The sequence below is a fragment of the Streptomyces sp. NPDC007164 genome (genome assembly GCF_040634135.1).
Lineage (GTDB): Bacteria > Actinomycetota > Actinomycetes > Streptomycetales > Streptomycetaceae > Streptomyces > Streptomyces sanglieri.
On the sequence record NZ_JBEYFB010000018.1, the window covers coordinates 37,203 to 53,147 of the forward strand.

Here is a 15,945-nt window from a genome sequence, read left to right on the forward strand (position 1 = left end):
TCGGGGGCCGGGCCTCCGACCGCAGGGGGGCGCGCCGGGACAGCCCGGGGGCGGAGGCGGAGCGTCGTACGCCTGGTTAGGGTCGAGAGGTGCGAGCAGGTACTGAGGTGGACCCGGACGACGACCATCCGATCCTGGCCCGGCGGCTGAGTCGACGCCAACGCATCACCCTGGACTGCGCGTTCGTGTTCGTATACGCGGCCGCGCTGCTGCTGACCGGTTCGACGGCCGCCCCGCCCTCCGTGACTGCCTCCACGGCCCCGGAGCCGTGGGAGCTGCCGGTACTCATCGCCGCAGCTACCGCACCGGTCGCCGTACGGAGGATCTGGCCGTTGCCCGTGTTCGTCCTCGTGCTGGTGGTGACTGCCGTCGCCGTTGTACGGGACGCCACATGGGATCCGTTCCTGTCGGCGGCGTACGCCATGTACACCGTCGCCCTCACGCTGCCGTCGCACCGGTGGTGGCAACGATGGCTGCCCGGACTGGCGTTGGCGGCCCTGGCCCTGGCCGGTGCCGCCGGAGCGACGCATGCGGGCGACGCGTACTGGTGGCGCGGTGGCCCGGGGCTGCTGCTGCTCGGTCTCACCGCGCTGCTCGCCTCCTGGCAGCTGGGGCGGGCCGCGCGGCAGCGGCGCGCGTTCGCCGTCCGGGCGGCGGAACAGCTCGCGCAGCGAGCCGTCGCGGAGGAACGCCTGAGGGTCGCCCGCGAACTGCACGACGTCGTCACCCACAGCATGGGCCTGATCGCGGTCAAGGCCGGTGTCGCCAACCACGTCCTGCACGTCAGACCGAAGGAGGCGCACGACGCGTTGCGGGTCATCGAACGCACCAGCCGCACCGCGCTGAACGACATGCGCCGGATGCTCGGTGTGCTGCGCACCCCCGAGGGCGAGCGGCAGCCGGTGTCCTTCGGCCCGGTCCCCGGAGCTGTCGCACTTCCCGAACTCGTCGGGCAGGCCGGTGCGCAGCTGACGGTGAGCGGTATCGAGAACCTGCCCGACGGAGTCGCGCTGGCCGTCTACCGGATAGTCCAGGAGGCGCTGACCAATGTCGTCAAGCACGCCGGCCCGGGGGCCCATTGCCGGGTGGTGGTCGGCGCGAACGGCCGCGAGGTCCGGATCGACATCACCGACGACGGCGACGGCTGGGCACCCCTGGCGCGGACGACGGGCGGCCATGGCATCGTCGGCATGCGCGAACGCGTCGCCATGTACGGCGGCACCCTCACCGCCGGACCGCGTCCGGAAGGCGGCTTCGCGGTGCACGCGTCCCTGCCGTACGAGGAGAGCCCATGACCCGCCCCGCCGATGTGTCCGCCGCCCCGGTCCGGGTGCTGATCGCCGACGACCAGGCGCTGCTGCGCGGCAGCCTGCGGGTGCTCGTCGACGCCGAGCCCGGCCTGGTGGCCACGTCGGAGGCGGCGAACGGCGCGGAGGCGGTGCGCAGTGCCCGGCAGGATCCGCCGGATGTGGTCCTGATGGACGTACGGATGCCCGGGCTGGATGGCATCGAGGCGACCCGGCAGATCTGCGGCTCTCCCGGCACGGCGGACGTCAAGGTGCTGATGCTGACGATGTTCGACCTGGACGAGTACGTCTACGCCGCGCTGCGGGCCGGTGCCAGCGGATTCCTGCTCAAGGACACGCCGCCCGCTGAACTGATCGCGGCGATACGGGTCGTCGCCGCAGGCGATGCCCTGCTGGCACCGGCTGTGACCCGGCGCCTGATCGCGGAGTTCGCCCATCGCCCACAGCCCTCGCAACCGTTGCCGCGCGCGCTGGACGGTGTGACCGGGCGCGAGCGCGAGGTCCTCACCCTCGTGGCCCGTGGCCTGTCCAACACCGAGATCGCGGAACGGCTGTACCTCGGCATCGCCACCGTGAAGACCCACGTCGGCCATCTGCTCACCAAGCTCGACTGCCGCGATCGCGCCCAGTTGGTGATCGTCGCGTACGAGAGTGGCCTGGTCACGGCGGCAAGGCCGCCGATCGGTCCGTGACCACCGGTTCCCCGCCCGCAGACTCCACTCTCATGCGCTGAACCCGGACTTCATCGGCGCATGCGTTCGAACGCGGTGGGTGTCGTCCGCCGGCGGAGGAACTCCTTGATGTCCCGGGCGCACTCGGCCGGGCTCGCACTGCTGGTGTCGCACTCGATGTCGTAGACGCCGTGGGAATGGACCTGGTCGAACTGGCCGGCGGCCAGCCCTGCCGGACGATCACCGCGCGCCTGCTCCCGCCGCTCCAGCTCCGGCAGTGGACAGCGCACCGCGACGAGGATGACGTTCCGAGGGGGAAACAGGGCCAGGCAGTCCTGGAGACGCCAGGGCTCGCTCAGGACGTGGTCCACGACGACGGTGTTTCCCACGGCGGCCATGCCCGCGACCGCGCGGTGGAACCCCATCCAGGTGAGCTTGAGCGTGACATTCAACTGGTCCGGGGGCATCTCGGGCGTCGTCCGCATGGCATGGAACGCGTCCACGGGCATGTGGAAGCACGGCTCGCCGAGGGCCGTCACGAGCTCCCGGGCGATGCTCGACTTGCCCGAACTGGATGTGCCGTTCAGAAAGATGATCGACCCGTCGGCCGCCGGCGGGTTCCGGTGCGTGGTCCAACTCCTCTCGCCATTCGGCTCGTTCATCGGATCAGGTGCGTACGCCCGGTGCGCCACCCAGGGTGTTCGTATACCAATACGCGCGAGGTGGGAGATTCGAGAGGGGTTATTTCGGGCAAATGCTGTGACGGTCTTTGGGGCTCTTGCCTGTCTCATTGTCTTGGTATACAAACCGGATTCCGGTCCGCATCGGATGGACAAGGAATGGACAAGGGGCTCGGCCCCGATGTCTCAGACCAAGCCGAAGGAGTCCCATGACGCCCACTCCCTCCCCACCGTCCCGACGCGGTGTCCTCGCGGGTGCCGCATCCCTGGCGGGCGCCGGTGTCGCCATGTCCGCGGGTATCTCGTCGGCCGTGGCCGACTCCCGCGGCGAATCGCGCCGTGAGCCCCGCAACGCGGTGGTCTTCCGCGACGTGCGGCCCATGGGCGCGGCGAAGCCGGTGGACCTCACGGTCGTCGACGGCCGCATCGCCCCTGGCCGGGCCCCCAGGGGCGCCAAGGTGATCGACGGCGGCGGGCGCATCGCCCTGCCGGCCCTGGTCGACGCGCACATCCACCCCGACAAGACGACGTGGGGCGGCGACTGGGTGTCGCGCAAGCCGGCCGACAGCATCGCCGAACTCGCCCAGCAGGACGCCGAGTTGTTCCGCAGCCAGCGTCGACCGGTGGCCGAGCGGGCGTACGGGCTGATGGCACACGCCGTGACCCGGGGTACGAGGGCGATGCGGGCGCACGCCGACATCGCCCCGGCCTACGGCCTGGCCTGCGTGGAAGGCCTGGGGCAGGCACGCGAACGGCTCAAGCACGCGCTCGACGTACAGATCGTGGCCTTCCCGCAGCACGGCGTCATCCGTACCCCCGGCACCGCGGAGCTGCTCCGGGAGGCCGCCCGCAGCGGGATCGTGGACATGGTCGGCGGGCTCGACCCGATCAGCTTCGACCACGCCCTGGACGAGCAACTGGACCTGCTCTTCGGCCTCGCGGACCGGTACGGCGTCGGCGTCGACATCCACCTCCACGACCGGGGCGAGACCGGCCTGGCGGTGCTGCGCGGCATCATCGACCGCACCCGGGCGCTGTCCCTGAAGGGCAGGGTGACCGTCAGCCACGTCTTCTGCCTGCCCGGCCTCTCCGACGCCGAACTGGCGAAGACCGCCGCTGACCTGAGCGATCTGGACATTGCCCTGACCACCGTGGCACCGAGCGCGTCGCTGGTCCTGCCGATCGAGAAGCTGCGCGAGCACGGCGTACGGGTCGGGCTCGGCTCCGACGGGGTGCGCGACTCCTGGAGCCCCTTCGGCAACGCGGACATGTTCCACCGGACGCACCTGCTCGGCTGGGTTACGGACGTGCGCCTCGACAAGGAACTGTCCGCCTGTTACGAAGCCGGCGCGCACGGCGGTGCCGACGTCATGCGGCTGCCCCGCGCCGACCTCTCCCCGGGCTCGCCTGCCGACTTCGTCCTGCTCCGCGCCGAATGCCTGCCGCAGGTCGTGGTGGACATGCCCGCACGCGACATGGTGGTGCACGGTGGACGCGTGGTCGCCCGCGACGGCCGACTGGTCTGACGACTCCCGGCCCAGAGCCTCTCGCCGAACGATTCAACGGCCGTTGGCGCCGCGACGGCGCCGGACCTGGCGGGGACCGGGACCGATCCCGGCGCCAACGGCCGTACGCCGATGCTCTTCGAGGCAGCCGCCCTATTGTTGGCCGATGCGTTCAAACCATATTGACCGTCCAGCGGATCTCGACATGGTCCGCGAGTCCTATGACCGGGTGGCCGACAACTACGCCCACATGGTGGTGACGACGGGAATAGGCGACATCCGCCGTCATCCATGGCTCAAGGCGTCGATCGACGCCTTCGCCGACACGGTGAACGATCTCGGGCCCGTCCTCGACGTCGGCTGCGGGCCCGGCACGGTGACCGCCTACCTCGCCGAACGCGGACTCGACGTGTCCGGGGTCGACCTCTCGTCCGGCATGATCGAAAACGCGCGCCGTCTTCACCCGCAATGCCGCTTCAGCGTCTCCTCCGCCACCGACCTCGACCTTGCGGAGGCGTCCCTCGGCGGCGTACTCGGGTGGTGGTCACTGTTCAATCTCCCCCGCGACGTCCTTCCCCAGGTTCTCGCCATGTTCGCGCGTGCCCTGAAGCCGGGCGGCCACTTCATCACCGCGACGCACGTCGGCGACGAGGACTTCGCGCGCACCGACGCCTACGGAGGAGTGCCCGTCCGCTGGACCACGTACAAATGGCGGCCGGAACAGTTCATGGACCTGATCGAGCAGGCCGGACTGCGCCCGGTCGCCGAACTCCGGCTCCCCGCGGATGAGCACACCGGGCCGGGCGTGGTCATCATGGCCGAGCGCCCCGCCTGAACACCGGACGGGTGCTGAGCGGCCCCCCCGGCCCCGGCCCCGTCCCTCCGCCTGTCCGTCTGTCCGCCTGTCCCTCCGTCCCCGTCCTGTCGTCCCCGTCGTCCCCGTACGCGCATAAGGTGACGGGGCGGCCCGGACGAGGTCCGGGCGGCCGGGACAGGCTGGAAGGCACAAGGAGGACGGCACACGTGACGGCAGGCACCGGCCGGAAGGGCGACGGGGAACAGCCGTCCGCCCCGGCGACGCGCATCCCGCTGAGCGAGGTCGCGCGCCGGGCCGTCAGGGATCGCATCATCGACGGCAGCTACGCCCAGGGCAGCCGGGTGGTGGAGCGGGAGATCGCCCAGGACCTCCAGATGTCGCGGGTGCCGGTGCGCGAGGCGCTGCGGGCCCTGGTGGAGGAAGGGCTGCTCGATCTGCTGCCGCACAGCGGCGTACGGGTGCGCCGGCTGGAGCGTGCCGAGGTGGAGCACCTGTACGACGTGTGGGAGCCGCTGGCCATTCAGGCCTCACGCCTCGCCGCCCGCCGCGTGGCCCTGGCCGCACCGGGCGAGCCCGGCGGGCTGGCGGAGCTGCGGGCCGTACTGGAACAGGCGGAGGCGGCCGCCGCCGCAGGGGACCGGACGCGGGAGAACGGCGCCGGGACCACCTTCCACGACGGGATCGTGGCGCTCGCCGACAACCCGCTGCTGGCCCAGCTCATGCAGCGGTTGAACGGCCAGCTCCGCCTGCTCTTCGGCCTGAACACGGAACCCGCTCCCATGCGTGCCCAACACGGCGAGATGTACGAACGCATCGCCGCGGGAGACGCCGACGCGGCTGCGGCGATCACCCTCCTCCACGTACGCAAGAGCCGGGAGCTCGCACTGCGCGCGGTGACGGCCCCTTAGCTGGGCTTTGGCACGTGTCTGGGCAGGCGGTGGTTGCGGTAGTTGCGGTGGCTACGGTGGTTTCCTGCTGGTACGCGGGCGGATGAATTCGCTGCCTGTCGTGGCCGGTCGGTGGAGTCTGCCGGGAGGCGCCGCCGGTGGCGCTCGCCTCCCGGTGGATGACCGGCACACACCCGCAAGGGTGTCGAAGGCCGTGCCCGGTGGCTCAGGAAGAGTGGGGGCGGTGCTCTTTCGTCGAACGCCCATGATCCAGTGCCGCACATGGCAACACTTCTCGACAAAGCGCAGCTGTTCCGCTCTCTGCACGTGCCCGGAACGCCGGTGGTCCTGCCCAACGCATGGGACGCGGCGTCCGCCCGCGTGGTGGCGCACGCCGGTGCACCCGCAGTCGCGACCACCAGCGCCGGGGTCGCCTGGTCACTCGGCCATGGCGACGGCGACCGTCTGACGCGTGACCAGGCGCTGGACGCGATCACACGGATCACAGCCGTCGTCGACGTGCCGGTCACCGCCGACATCGAACGCGGCTACGCGACCGACCCGGCAGGCGTGGCCGAGACCGTGCGTGGCGTCCTGGCGGCCGGAGCCGTGGGCATCAACCTGGAGGACACCCTGCGTCCCATCGCCGAGCAGGCGGAACGTATCGCAGCAGCACGCAGGGCCGCCGACGAGACCGGCGTCCCGCTGTTCATCAACGCCCGCATCGACACGCACCGACTGCCGCCCGGCAACCGCACGGCCTGGCTGGACGAGACGCTGGCCCGCGCACGCGCCTACGCGGCAGCCGGCGCGGACGGCATCTTCGTCCTCGGCACATTGACCGCCGAGGCGGTCAGGCCGCTCGTGGTCTCCCAGCCCCTGCCGGTGAACGTCCTGGCCGGTCCCGGGGCACCGCCCGTGTCCGAGCTCGCCGGGGCGGGAATCGCCCGTATCAGCGCGGGATCCTCCATTGCCGAGGCGGCGTACGCCCTGGTCCGGCGAGCAGCCCACGAACTGCTGGAGAAGGGCACGACGACGGAGTTGGAGGGCGGATTCGACTACGCAACGCTCAACGCGCTGCTCCTGACCGAACCGCCGCGCTGAGTCCCAGGCCCGCACCCGGGCCCAAGTGTGTCGCGAAACGGTGACGGCAAGGCCATGACCGGCGGACTCGTAGCAGGGTGGTCCCGCAATCCCCTTCCGAAAGGTGTCCAGGCCATGCGCCCGACCCGCCCTTCCAGGCCCCTGCTGTTCGCGGCCGCACTCGTCGTAGGTGTCTCACTCCTGACGGCATGTCAGGAAGATGGCTCGGTGGAGCCCGCCGGGACGCCGGCGGTGAGCCCGTCCCCTGGGACGAGTGGAACGCTCGGGCCGGGAACGGTCTCCTACCTGACGCCGGGCAAGTACGCCATCCATGTGTCCGGTACGGGGCAGCGGTTCTCCGTCTCGGACCGGACCGAGGTCTACGGCGCCGGAAACATCTGCGGTGAGCACACCCCCGAGGCCACCGACCGCTGCACGCTGGACGAGCTGAAGGAGGCGGGCAACGGCGGCGTGATGGCGATCGTCGTGGTGGAGAAGGGGGTCGCCACCCGGATCACCGAGGTGTTCACCCCGAAGGCCAGCCCTCCGGACGTGGGCCACTCGACCGAGTGAGAAGAGCTCGGGCCCGGGGGCGGGGTGCTTCGCTATGCGCTCCGGTCCAGTGCGTCGGCCGCGCGCGACAGGTATTCGGCGAGGGTCTCCTGGCCGGGAGAGGGCACGTCCATCAGCCCCCAGCGGCCGACCTTCCCGGTCCCGGTGTCGAGGAACGACCCCGCGTACGGGTCGTCCGGATTGTCCGCGGTGAAGGGCAACCAGCTGCCGGGCCATTCGCCGGTCGAGACCATCATGGCGTGCAGATCGGTGGCCCGGTCGATCCGCAGCAGCCCTTCCCCGTGCAGGAAGGTGTTCAGGTCCTCCGCCGCCTCCTCGTCACCGACCAGCAGCGCGGGCAGCGGCCGGCCGCCGCGGACCCACAGCCACAGGATCTGGTCGGGCAGCGGGCGCCCGAGCATCTCCGCGTAGCCGGGCTCCCGCTCGAATTCGGCCGGGTCCGGTGCCTGCGGGTACAGCTCGCTGCCCGCCCCCATGTCCCACAGCCACCTCAGCTTGAGGGGCAACGGAAGGGCGAGCGTCTCCTGGTAGCCGGCCATCATCTCGAACGTCGCCAGATGCGCGGGCATCTCATGGGTGCCGTCGTGCAGCAGCCACAGCGCCTTCAGCCCGGCGGGCAGGGCACGACCGGTGTTCTGCTCGGCCGCGGCCAGCTGCTCCGGGGTCGCGGGCGGACGCAGCGTCGCCCGTGACATCGGGGCGTGCGCCCTCAGCCACGTTTCCGTTCGGCCCCACGCCGCCACGACGACGGCGTCGGCGTCATGCGGCTCGTCCTCGTGGTGCGTCATGCACGTCAACCTATACGGGCTGTGCGGGCTGTACGGGACGGATCTCAGCCCTTCCGTCGTCGGCCGCCCCGTGGCGACGGAACATCGGGGCCGGCCCGGAACCGCTGCCGGTACTCCGTCGGTGTTGTGTCGAGTTTCCGGCGGAACGCCCGGATGAGGGTGTCAGTGGTACCGAACCCGCAGGCGGACGCGATGCGTTCGAGCGTGGCGTCGGTGGATTCGAGCTGGTTGCGCGCCCTTTCGACGCGGACCGACTCGACGTACGCACTCGGGGTCATGCCGAGCTCGGTCTTGAAGATCCGGGTGAGCTGCCGCTCGCCGACATGGGCGTACTCGGCGAGGTCCACGACGGTGAGCGGTGCGCCGACATTGGCCATGATGTGGTGGCGGAGGTCCTCGATGCGCCGTGTCGTGGAGAGGGGTTCGAGGGGGACGCTGAACTGGCTCTGCCCGCTCGGCCGCTTCAAATACATCACGAGTTGCCGGGCGACACGCAGTGCGACGGCCTCGCCGAAGTCGTCGGCGACGAGGGCGAGCGACAGGTCGAGACAGGCGCTGATGCCCGCTCCGGTCCACACGTCGCCCTCGCGGATGAAGATCGGGTCCGCGTCGACCTCCACCGCGGGGTGGTCGGCGGCGAGTTGTTGCGCGGTCGACCAGTGGGTGGTGGCGCGCTTGCCGTCGAGCAGCCCGGCGGCGGCGAGGATGTGTGCTCCGACGCAGACCGATGTGACCCTCCGTGTCCTGGCGGCGAGTGCCTTCACCCGGTCGACCACGGTGGGGTCGGTGAGGGCGTGTACGCGGCGTCGGTCGTCCACTTCCACCGACCCGGGCACCAGGAGGGTGTCGATGCTCCGCGTGGCCGCCTCTTCGAAGGTGGTGTCGGGGAGGATGCGTACGCCGGCGGAGGTGGTGACAGGGTCCATGGTCTCGGCGGCGAGAAGCACGGTGTAGCCCGTCTCGTCGTCCGTCTCGCGTCGCAGGAGGGCGAACACCTCCGGGGGCCCGGTGACGTCCAGCAGGTCGACGCCCTCGAAAAGGACGATGACGACGAGTCGTTCGACGGCGCTCATGGGGTCTTCGCGTTCATTGGGTCTCCGGTTTCATTGGGTCTCCGCCGGTCGGCAGCAGCGATGTATACGCCTGTGATGTCCGCATCCGCGACTTCCATATCTGTGACGTCCACACCTGCGATGTCTGCATCCGCGATGTCGGTATCTGCATGTTAGATGGCATTGCCGACATGGCCCGGCCGGCCGTAGCGTTCTGGATGCGGCTCACCGAGTGGGTGGGCGACAAATCCTGGCTCGACCTGAGGCGGTAATTCCATGGCCACGACGACTCTGCGCGAACTCAACGGCCTCGACGAGACACCCGCGTCGCTCGCCGATTCGACCCTGATCCTGGTCGACTACCAGAACACCTACGTCGGTGGTGTGATGGAGCTGGAGGGCTGGCAGGCCGCGCTCGACTCCGCCGCCGCGCTGCTGGGCCGGGCCCGTGAGGCGGGTACGAAGGTCATCCACGTCATCAACGACGGCGGCGAGGGCACCCCGTACAACATCCGGGCGGAGATCGGCCGGATCCACCCGAGCGTGGCGCCGGTCGAGGGCGAGCCCGTCGTCGTGAAGAAGGCCCCGAACGCCTTCGTCGACACCGACCTGGCCGAGCACGTCGACGCCGCCGGCAACAAGGACGTCATCGTCGCGGGCTTCATGACGCACATGTGCGTCACGTTCACCACGGAGGGCGCGTTCCTGCGCGGGAACCGGCCCACGGTGGTGGCCGACGCCTGCGCGACGCGCCCGCTGCGTTCGGTCGGCACCGAGCTGACCGCCGACCAGATCCACCACAGCGCGCTCGCCACGATCTCCGACCTCTACGGGGTCGTCGTCGAGTCCGGGAAGTCCCTGACCTGATTCGCCGGGACCGATCTGCGGAGGCAGCCCACCGTTCCGCGCTACTCGGTGCCGCGCGCGGTCCCGTAACCGTGGAGGAAGGTGTCGACGGCCCTGGTCACACAGTCGCGCATCCGGGCCGGGCTCAGCGGGGGGCTTCCGTAGGGGCGGACGGAAATCTCGGAGGACACCAGGGCGATGAAGTGCAAGGTGCCCAGAGCCGAGTCCTCGATGCACAACAGCCCGGCCTCCGTGAGCTGTTCCAGCTGTCGGGCGACCTCACGCTGTACCCGCAGGGGGCCGGCCTGCTGCCAGGTGTCGATCACACTGGCGGGGAAGTGCTGCACTTCGGCCATGATCTGCTGCATCATCGCGAAGTGCTCGGGGAACTGGGTGCGTTGGCCGACGAAGGCGCGGCCCAGTGCGAGCAGGTCGGCCTGCGGGTCGGCGCCGGTGACCTGCTCGTGCACGGTCGCGATGAAGGCGTCCGCGACCTGGCTGGCGCTGTCGTGCACCACGTCCGAGAAGAGGTGGTCCTTGCCGTCGAAATGGTTGTAGATGGTGCGCGTGGAGACCCCGGCCTCGGCGGCGATGGCCTCGATGCTGGTGCGGCTGTATCCCTCCCGGCCGAAGACGGTGCGCGCGCCCTGTGTGATGGCCCGGTGCTTCTTGGCCCTCCCGCCGGGGCGGCCCGCGCCGGACGTGCGCGGCACCACGGCCGCTGCCGGATCGGCGGGCGCTGTGGGTGTGGTGTTCAGGGATGCCTCCGGTTGCTCGATTGGTCCGTGCCCGATTTACCGTGCACGTTGTACTTCACTTTCCGGTCCTTGCGCTACTCGGCGGCCCGCACGCGTGGTGCGGGCCCCACTCCCAGGGGTGGCATCTCCAGGACCGTCTTGCCCCGGCTGTGCCCGCCCTCCACCGCCCGGACCGCCAGTGCGGCCTGCTCGAACGGGACCACTCGGGTCACCTTCGGATCCAGGGCACCGGTCCGGACCAGCTCCACCACGGCGCCCAGGACCGACGGATCCCGCACCGGTCCGACCGGTACGCCGCCGAGCGCGGCGACGGCCTCCCGGTCGGCGCCGCTCACCAGCCGCGCCCGGTCCTGGTCCGGCAGGAGGCCGGCGACCTCCTCCAGGACCGCTCCTCCCACCAGGTCGAGGACGCCGTCCACACCGTGCGGCGCGGCGGCCCGCACACGTGCGGCAAGACCCGGCCCGGAGGCGACGAACCGTACGCCGAGCGCCTCGGCGAACTCCCTTCTGCCCGCGGCCGCCGAGCCCACCACGGTCAGCCCGCTGCCCACCGCCACCTGGGCAGCCGCCACCCCGACCCCTCCCGCGACCCCGGTCACCAGCAGCGTCGCCCCCGGCGGCAGACCGAGTTGGCGCACTGCGCCGTAGCCGGTGGCGGCGGCGATCGGCAGCACGGCGGCGTCCGTCCAGGCGACCTCCGGCGGCTTGTGCACTGCTGCCCGCGCGGGCAGCAGTGTGTACTGCGCGTACCCGCCGGTCAGCGGTCCGCCGAGGACCGCGTCCCCCAAGGCGAAGCCGGTGGTGCCGGGGCCGAGCGCGACCACCTCGCCCGCGGCTTCGCCGCCCATCACCGCAGGCAGCCGCACCACGGGAGCCCCGGCCGGCCGACGGCCGGAACGGCGCTTCCAGTCCACCGGGTTGACCCCCGCCGCCCGTACCGCGATCAGCAACTGGCCGGGACCCGCGACCGGTTGAGGGAGGTCCGCGAAGTGCTCGACCTCCGGTCCGCCGAAGCGTTCGTAGACGTAGGCCATGGGCATGCGACACCTCGATGCTTCCGACGGACGTTAATTGCCATGCTGATTGCATTTTAGCTGAGCGGCCCACTAGGCTCCGCGAACGTGGGCGGAGCCCCGTTCAGAACACGGAGCCCCGTTCCGGACAGTGGGTTCCGCGCGGTGAGAACAAGGAGCACAACGTATGGGCAGCACGGTCGTGATCGTCGGCGGCGGATACGGAGGGGCCGCCCTGGCCCGTCAGCTCGACCCCGACTTCGACGTCGTACTGATCGACCCCAGGGACGCCTTCGTGCACGCGGTGGCGGCCTTGCGCGGGCTGGTCGACGCGGACTGGGCACAACGGATCTACTTCGGCTACGAGGGCCTGTTCACCCGGGGCCGACATCTGCGCGACCGCGCCGTGAAGGTGGACGCGGGCGGTGTCACCACCGCCGGCGGCACCCGGGCCGACGCGGACTACATAGTCCTCGCCACCGGCTCCTCCTACCCCTACCCGGCCAAGCCCGACACCGAAGGCAGTGCCGACTCGCAGACCCGGCACGCCGCGACCCGCGCCGAACTCGCCGCAGCGTCACGGGTGTTGCTGCTCGGGGCCGGCCCCGTGGGGCTGGAGCTGGCCGGGGAGATCACCGAGCAGTGGCCGGACACCGAGGTCGTGCTGGTCGATCCCGCCGACGACGTGCTCGGCGGCCGCTATCTGCCCGAGCTGCGCCGCTCGCTGCGCGAGCAACTGACCGCGCGTGGCGTACGGCTGGAGCTGGGCAGCGCGCTGACGGCACCGCCGTCGGTGCCGCCGGGCATGCACGAGCCGTTCTCGGTCACCACGGCGGCGGGCGTACGGATCGACGCGGATCTGTGGTTCCGCTGCTACGGCGTGGTGCCGCTCAGCGACATGCTGCACGGTGAACTCGCCGCCGCCCGGCGCCCGGACGGGCATGTGGAGGTGGACGAGTATCTGCGGGTGGCCGGCGCGTCCAACGTCTTCGCCGTCGGAGACGTCACGGCCGTCCCCGAGCCGAAGCGGTCCAAGGCCGCGTCCGAGCACGCGGCCGTGGTCGCAGACAACATCAGGGCGCTGGCCGCCGGCCGGCCCGCGGAGCAGACGTACCGGCCGGGCGAGGACGCGGTACTGGTACCGCTGGGCTCGACCGGCGGTGCCTCGCAGGTGCCTGGACCCGACGGCCCGACGGTGCTGGGCGCGGCGGAGACGGCCCGCTACAAGGGCGACGATCTGCTGCTCGGGCGGTTCGCCGAGCTGTTCGGCACCTCGGCCTGATCGACCGGGGCCGGCCGATGGCACGCCGGCTCCGTTCGCGAGCGGCCCGGCTCAGCTGATCACGACACGATTCCGCAGCACCGTCTTCACGCACATCCGCCAGGATCGGGGGCAACACCCCGTCCCGAACGAGAGGTCGATGACCGATGGCCGACGGAACGCAGTCCCTCGCCGGAAAGGTGGCCGTGGTCACCGGCGGGGCGGGAGGGATCGGAGTCGCCACCGTGGAGGCGCTCGCGACCGCGGGAGCAGATGTCGTATTGGCGGACGTCGCCGAGGAGCCGGCTCGGGCAGCGGCGTCGGAGCTGGCCGCCAAGGGTCTTTCGGTGGTCGGGCGCGGCGTCGACATCACCTCGGAGGACAGTGTCAAAGGCCTGGTGGACTTCACCGTGGACACCTTCGGCGGCATCGACGTACTCGACAACAACGCGGCGCTGACCTCCGCGATCCGGCAGGACCGGGACGTGGTGTCGATGTCCGTCGAGCTGTGGGACCAGGTACTCGCCGTGAACCTGCGCGGTCCCATGCTGCTGTGCAAGCACACCGTGCCGGTGATGATCGAGCGCGGCGGCGGGTCGATCATCAACATCACCAGTGGCCAGGGCCTGTCAGGGGACCGGGTGATGGTCGCCTACGGCAGTTCCAAGGGCGGGCTGGTCGCGCTGACCCGCTTCGTGGCCGCCGCGTACGGTGCGGACGGCATACGTTGCAACGCCGTCGCCCCCGGGCTGGTGCGCACTCCGGCGCTGGAGGCGGACATGCCCGCACCGGTGCAGGAGATGTTCCGGAGCGCGAACCTCATTCCGCGGCTGGGCACACCGGACGACGTGAGCCAACTGGTGGCCTTTCTCGCCTCCCCTGCCGCCTCCTTCATCACCGGGCAGGTGCTGTCCGTGGACGGCGGCTTCCTCGCTCATCTCCCCACTCTCTCGCCGCTGCCGCCGCGTTGAGAGCGTGACGTCCCGCGCCCGAACGGCCCCGGAGCAGTCACGACGGACTGCTCCGGGCCGCTCACATAGCCGAGGACGCCGAGGATGCCGAGGGCGTCAAGGGCGTGGAGGGCGTCGAGGACGCCAGGGAGGACGCACGAGGCTCACCGAACGCGCAGGTCATCCCACCCAGGGGGTGATGCCCGCCTCGATCGCCGTCCAGTCCGCCGCTCCGGCCCAGGCGTAGTAGCCGTCGGGCCGCACCAGGACCGCCTCGCGCGCGGTGGCGGTGCCGCCGTCCGTGCGATGGGTGACGACCAGTCGCTTCCGCCGCTCGGCGGCGTCGAACCCGGTGGGTTCGCGCGGCTTGTCGCACTTCCCGGCCGCCGGCAGGACGAGGACGAACCGTCCCTCCCGCAGCACCTCGTAGAGCCGGCCGCGGTCCAGCGCCAGATCCGGCGCCCGCTTCCCCACCAGCGGGTGCGCCCCACGCCCCGCCGGGTAGGAACAGCCGATCCCGGTGACCTCGCCGACCGCCTGCCGTGCCACCGGCGGCACATGGGTGACCACCAGCTTCCGTACCGTGCGCAGGGCCACCTCCAGTGGATTGTGTGCCATGGCCAGCCGCAGGTTGAGGCCACTGCTGCGCAGCACCGCCTTGCCGACCGGGTGGCGCTCACTGTGGTAGGTGTCCAGCAGCGCGTCGGAGGCCCACCCACCGAGCACGGCCGCCAGCTTCCAGCCGAGGTTGACGGCGTCCTGAAGACCGGTGTTCATTCCCTGGCCGCCGGCCGGCGAGTGCTGATGGGCGGAGTCGCCGGCCAGCAGCACGCGACCCACCCGGTAGTCGGGCACCTGGCGCTCGTCGCTGTGGAAGCGGGAGAGCCAGCGCGGGTCGTGCATCCCGAAGTCGGATCCGAAGGCCCGCTCGATGATGGCGCGCAGCTCCTCGAACTCGACGGGGGCGTCGTCGGGTTCGCCCCGGTGGGCCCGGTCCCAGCCGCCGACGCGCCAGTAGCCGTCGCCGAAGGGGGCGATGAAGCCGAAGGCGTCACCCGTGCCGTGCACCCGTACCGCGAGGGGCGGCTGCGCGGTGAACTTCACATCGGCGAGTGCCACCGACCGGATCACCACCTTGCCGGGGAAGGGCAGCCCGAGCGCCTCGCGCACCGCACTCCGCGTTCCGTCCGCGCCGACCAGATAGCCGGCTCGCAGGGTTGTGTCGTGCTGTGCGGCGCGCACCGAGACGGTGACGCCCGCGTTGTCCTGCGTCAGGCCGAGGACCTCGGTCCCGTAGCGGATGACCGCGCCGTTCTTCAATGCCCGGCGCAGCAGCAGCCTCTCCACCTCGTACTGCGGAGTGACCAGGAGGAAGGGGAATCGGGACTGCAGCGCGCCGATGTCGAACGGAATGGATCCGAAGAGTCTCAGCTCGCTGACGACCTGGCCGGTGGCGACGAGTTCGTCGGCGAGGCCGCGGGCGTCGAGGAGTTCGAGGGTTCTGGCGTGCACGCCGAAGGCGCGGGTCAGATTGCTGATGCCTTCCGGGCGCTTCTCGACCACCACGACGTCCACGCCGGCCGCCGCGAGGTCTCCGGCAAGCAGCAGCCCGGTGGGTCCTGCTCCGGCCACGACGACCGGGTGGGAGCCGGGGGTTGTCTCGGGGCCGTCGGCGGCGGGGGGCTCAGGGGTGTGGGACATCCGCAACTCGCTTCCTACAGTCGGAATTACTGCAGTCGAAGGACGCGGGGGTG

Annotated in this window: 16 protein-coding genes; 10 read left to right on the forward strand and 6 right to left on the reverse strand. The window is 71.0% G+C overall.

The window, feature by feature from the left end; genetic code table 11:
• Positions 1–89: 89 nt before the first annotated feature.
• Entirely contained in the window at positions 90–1,295 is a 1,206-nt protein-coding gene (locus ABZ622_RS22545; RefSeq protein ID WP_360545790.1) for a sensor histidine kinase, read from the forward strand.
• Positions 1,292–1,999, forward strand: coding sequence for a response regulator transcription factor (locus ABZ622_RS22550; RefSeq protein ID WP_360545792.1), 708 nt, complete (start codon positions 1,292–1,294; stop codon positions 1,997–1,999). Before ABZ622_RS22545 ends, ABZ622_RS22550 begins: the two co-directional genes overlap by 4 nt.
• A 50-nt stretch (positions 2,000–2,049) precedes the next feature.
• Here the strand turns inward: ABZ622_RS22550 and ABZ622_RS22555 are convergent, their stop codons facing one another.
• Positions 2,050–2,640 (reverse strand): AAA family ATPase, encoded by a 591-nt coding sequence (locus ABZ622_RS22555; RefSeq protein ID WP_360545794.1) that lies wholly within the window; start codon positions 2,638–2,640, stop codon positions 2,050–2,052.
• Positions 2,641–2,867: 227 nt separating this feature from the next.
• Here ABZ622_RS22555 and ABZ622_RS22560 point away from each other — a divergent pair, with 227 nt between their 5' ends.
• From ABZ622_RS22560 to ABZ622_RS22580, 5 genes are all read left to right on the forward strand, one after another.
• Entirely contained in the window at positions 2,868–4,184 is a 1,317-nt protein-coding gene (locus tag ABZ622_RS22560; RefSeq protein WP_360545796.1) for an amidohydrolase family protein, read from the forward strand.
• A 145-nt stretch (positions 4,185–4,329) separates the two neighbouring features.
• Positions 4,330–4,998 (forward strand): class I SAM-dependent methyltransferase, encoded by a 669-nt coding sequence (locus ABZ622_RS22565; RefSeq protein WP_360545797.1) that lies wholly within the window; start codon positions 4,330–4,332, stop codon positions 4,996–4,998.
• 248 nt (positions 4,999–5,246) lie between these two features.
• Complete coding sequence (locus ABZ622_RS22570) at positions 5,247–5,888, forward strand: GntR family transcriptional regulator (RefSeq protein WP_360545995.1); 642 nt, start codon at positions 5,247–5,249, stop codon at positions 5,886–5,888.
• 261 nt (positions 5,889–6,149) lie between these two features.
• Positions 6,150–6,971, forward strand: coding sequence for an isocitrate lyase/phosphoenolpyruvate mutase family protein (locus ABZ622_RS22575; protein ID WP_360545799.1), 822 nt, complete (start codon positions 6,150–6,152; stop codon positions 6,969–6,971).
• Between the two features lie 114 nt (positions 6,972–7,085).
• A complete protein-coding gene (locus ABZ622_RS22580; protein ID WP_360545801.1) occupies positions 7,086–7,523 on the forward strand; it encodes a hypothetical protein in 438 nt (145 codons plus the stop codon).
• 32 nt (positions 7,524–7,555) lie between these two features.
• Here ABZ622_RS22580 and ABZ622_RS22585 read toward each other — a convergent pair whose 3' ends face one another.
• Positions 7,556–8,311 carry a hypothetical protein gene (locus ABZ622_RS22585; protein ID WP_360545803.1) on the reverse strand — a complete coding sequence of 252 codons (756 nt, stop codon included), beginning with the start codon at positions 8,309–8,311 and terminating at the stop codon, positions 7,556–7,558.
• A 44-nt stretch (positions 8,312–8,355) separates the two neighbouring features.
• A complete protein-coding gene (locus tag ABZ622_RS22590) occupies positions 8,356–9,384 on the reverse strand; it encodes a GlxA family transcriptional regulator (RefSeq protein ID WP_360545805.1) in 1,029 nt (342 codons plus the stop codon).
• Between the two features lie 255 nt (positions 9,385–9,639).
• On the opposite strand from ABZ622_RS22590, the gene ABZ622_RS22595 reads away from it, so the two are divergent.
• Positions 9,640–10,230 carry a cysteine hydrolase family protein gene (locus tag ABZ622_RS22595; protein ID WP_360545807.1) on the forward strand — a complete coding sequence of 197 codons (591 nt, stop codon included), beginning with the start codon at positions 9,640–9,642 and terminating at the stop codon, positions 10,228–10,230.
• Positions 10,231–10,271: 41 nt separating this feature from the next.
• Here ABZ622_RS22595 and ABZ622_RS22600 read toward each other — a convergent pair whose 3' ends face one another.
• Both ABZ622_RS22600 and ABZ622_RS22605 read right to left on the reverse strand, forming a co-directional pair.
• The gene (locus tag ABZ622_RS22600; protein WP_360545809.1) at positions 10,272–10,925 is read right to left on the reverse strand and encodes a TetR/AcrR family transcriptional regulator; all 654 of its coding nucleotides are present in this window, start codon (positions 10,923–10,925) and stop codon (positions 10,272–10,274) included.
• Between the two features lie 116 nt (positions 10,926–11,041).
• Complete coding sequence (locus ABZ622_RS22605) at positions 11,042–12,007, reverse strand: NADP-dependent oxidoreductase (RefSeq protein WP_360545811.1); 966 nt, start codon at positions 12,005–12,007, stop codon at positions 11,042–11,044.
• A 160-nt stretch (positions 12,008–12,167) separates the two neighbouring features.
• Here ABZ622_RS22605 and ABZ622_RS22610 point away from each other — a divergent pair, with 160 nt between their 5' ends.
• Both ABZ622_RS22610 and ABZ622_RS22615 read left to right on the forward strand, forming a co-directional pair.
• The gene (locus ABZ622_RS22610; RefSeq protein ID WP_360545813.1) at positions 12,168–13,262 is read left to right on the forward strand and encodes an FAD-dependent oxidoreductase; all 1,095 of its coding nucleotides are present in this window, start codon (positions 12,168–12,170) and stop codon (positions 13,260–13,262) included.
• 146 nt (positions 13,263–13,408) lie between these two features.
• Positions 13,409–14,212 (forward strand): glucose 1-dehydrogenase, encoded by an 804-nt coding sequence (locus ABZ622_RS22615; RefSeq protein ID WP_360545815.1) that lies wholly within the window; start codon positions 13,409–13,411, stop codon positions 14,210–14,212.
• Positions 14,213–14,371: 159 nt separating this feature from the next.
• On the opposite strand, the gene ABZ622_RS22620 is transcribed toward ABZ622_RS22615, so the two are convergent.
• Entirely contained in the window at positions 14,372–15,892 is a 1,521-nt protein-coding gene (locus ABZ622_RS22620) for an FAD-dependent oxidoreductase (RefSeq protein WP_360545817.1), read from the reverse strand.
• Positions 15,893–15,945: the final 53 nt, after the last annotated feature.